The 3,104-nt window shown below is 62.4% G+C and carries 1 protein-coding gene; it reads right to left on the bottom strand.

Annotated features, from left to right (window positions below):
- A partial coding sequence (locus U9983_RS27400) for a TIR domain-containing protein (RefSeq protein ID WP_322756780.1) occupies positions 1–2,568 on the bottom strand: 2,568 nt, incomplete at its 3' end.
- Positions 2,569–3,104 lie beyond the last annotated feature (536 nt).

Here is a 3,104-nt window from a genome sequence, read left to right as displayed (position 1 = left end):
AATACCCGTGTGACCTCTGGGCAGTGGGCCGAGAGGTATGGGAGCGGTTGGGGTGGTGAGATCCCACAGGCGAACGGGGTTATTGTAGTCATAACTTCCGCTGACAAGAGTATGGCCATCGGGAGAAAACGCCACCGACGTCACGGTGTCGCTGCCGGTGAGGGGTTCACCGAGAGGGTGGGCTTGACCCGGACGACTGACATCCCACAAACGGACGCTGTTGTCATTACTGCCACTGGCAAGAGTCCGACCATCAGGCGAAAATGCCACCGACGTCACGATGCCCGTATGGCCGGTGAGAGGTACACCGATGAGGTGCGGTTGACCCGGGCTACTGACATCCCACAGACGGACACCCCTGTCATTACTGCCGGTAGCTAGAACATGGCTGTCAGGTGAGAACGCCACCGAGGTCACCGAGGTGTTCTGCGCGACCGTGATCCCGCGATAGGGGAAGCTCGCGAGGAGCTGCACGAGACTTTCCCGGGTTTCCGGACCATTTTCGTCGATATTGTAGGCGGCGATGCCGAATCGGAAGGCGTCGCGTGGATCTTTCTCTCTACTGGCGGTAGATTGGACAAGCATACTGAAGGCGATCGCGGAGCGCCGCGCTCGCTCAGCGCCATGCTGGGCGTCGCGGGCGCTGCGCCCCTGCCAGAATGCGACGCCGGCGGCGACCATGGCAACGAAGAGGAAGCCCGAGAGAATTCCGATTCTCTGCTTTCGGTATCGCTGCTCCTGACGCCGGATAAGCAGTGCCGCCGCTTCCTTTTCTCGGTGCGTCTCCTCCTCTTCTTCGCGTCTTTTCTGAAAGTGGCGGTAATGAGCCTCGAGGAAGGCCTGTCCGGTGGGGTTGACAGCGACTACCGCCTCGTCCGACGTGGACGGCTCGTCAACGGTGGGTAAGCCGAGAATCGTCAAGTTGGCGTTGACCCGATTGGCGTCCCACAGGAAGCTGGGATTCTGATCGGCATTCTCCCACTCGGCAGCCGCCTGCTCCACCGCTCGTGCGGCTCCCAGCACCACCTCTTTTTCCGTGATGGCTTTATCCAGCGGGGGCCATTCGGTCAGCAGTTTCTCATGTGTTACCCTGAACCAATTTCCGGCGGCACCATGATCGGCGACGAGTAGCCGCCTGTCAACGAAAACCTCGAAAGCCCGCCGCAGGCCTTCAGAGAGGTCGCTCTGCCGGACCTGCCGTCGTGCTCGTCGCCCTGCCTCGTCAATGGTAACCAGCCTGACCAGGCCGGCCAGCACCTCAGGTTCAGTCAATGCGCCGGCTTTCATCGCGTCAGCGAGTGCGGCGTCGGCATGCTTTGTCAGAGCACCGGTGACGCCGCCGATGCGGTCGTACTTCTCAACAGTCATGGTGTCGCCACGGGAGAGGCCGTCGGCGAGTTGGTGAAGGGCGAACGCGAGCAGGGGAAGCGCGTCCCCGCTTTCGGCGTCGGCGGACAGGCGGACCAGCAGTTCCTCTTCCACCTGTATTCTGGCATTTTTCGCAGGCTCTTTGATGACAAGTGGTAGCATGCCGGGCGCCAGCGGTCGCAGCAGAAAGGGCTGTATGTCGGTATCAACCAGCTCCGGTAGCGTGCGCAGATCGTCGAGGAATTCCGATCGCAGTGTCGCCACCAATCGCACCGGCCCGGCCAGCGCCTTGTCCAGCAGTGCAGCAACCTGTGCCCGCTCGGGGGCCGGGGCACGGGTGAACAGCTCCTCAGCCTGGTCAAGGCCGATCAGTAACCACTGCACGGCAGTGTAGTCCCGAGCGCCGAGCAGTTCTTCCGCGCAACTCCTGAGCCCAAGCAGGTTGGGATTGTCGAGCTTGGCGCGTACGTCGGCTTTTGACCAGCCCAGCCTGAGCTTGTTCGCCGTCACAGTGAGGGCCTGCGCCAACCCGGAGACCGGATCGTCTCCGGGAACCCACCGGTCTGCTACCAGCCAGGCCGGATCCTTCTTGAATAACGGGAGCAGCCCCGCCCGCATCAGCGATGACTTGCCGCATCCGGATGGCCCGACCACAGCCAGCAGGCTGCGGTCCGGACTGGTTGCCCGCAGCAGACTCGCGAGTTCCCGGGTCTCTCCGGACCGGCCGAAGAACATCTGGGCCAGGTCAGAACCGAACGCACGCAGGCCGGGGAACGGATTGTCTCCATCCCGCCAGGTGGTCCGCCCGCCAGCAACAATATCACCCAGGTTGTCTGCGAGCTGTTTACGGGCAGCCTGCCGGTCCTCGTAGTACCTGATATAGTGAAGATCTTCCATCAAAGGATGTTTACCGCCTGCTTCGACTGCCAGCGGCAGCAGACGGCAACCGCGCGAATCAGCAATGCCGACTTCGGCGGCACACCAATTCGACGCTACGAAGCTTTCGGTCACGATGCAAACAACCGCGTCGGCATCCCGCAGCTCCTGGTACAGACGCTGTTTCCAGTTCTCGCCGACCGGCATACCCCCGGCCAGATCCCGAGCCAGAAACGGATCATGCCTATCAGCGCGCAGCCATTCGAGGATCTCAGTCGCGACGGCCGAATCCTCCGTCGCATGACTGATGAAGACTCTCGCCACTGCCACCTCGAAGTTATGATCATCGAATCAAAGGACCCGGACGGTGCCGATACTAACCCGGTGGCGGCGAACGGTTCAGGATGCCGGCGGCCGCCAACGAAAGGCTACCTACCCGTGAACTGGTACCCAACAAAAGCTTCGCCCGCTACGGAGGAACAACACGGTACAGAATGGGTGGATGAAGCTCCTACTCGTGGCCGACACGCACATACCTCAGCGCGCTCGAGACCTGCCGGCACCGGTGTGGATGGCCGCCGACGCCGCGGACGTGGTGATCCACGTCGGCGACCGGGCGCGACCAACGGGTTGCGAACGCCCACCCCGGCGCCGACCTCGTCGTCTGCCGACCGCACTGCAGCTTCATGACCACGATGATCGCCGATGGCCGCCTGACTGCCGTCGAGCTGCACCGGCTGCCGCCACGCTGATATCGATTCGGAGATCACCCGCCGATGCTGTAGTCTTGCCCAGTCGGTCCGCTAGGGTGGTCCGGCAGGCGCTCGTAGCTCAACGGATAGAGCACTTGACTACGGATC

It is taken from the genome of Protofrankia sp. Cas3, assembly GCF_963555955.1.
Lineage (GTDB): Bacteria > Actinomycetota > Actinomycetes > Frankiales > Frankiaceae > Protofrankia.
This window is presented reverse-complemented; position numbering and strand designations above follow the sequence as displayed.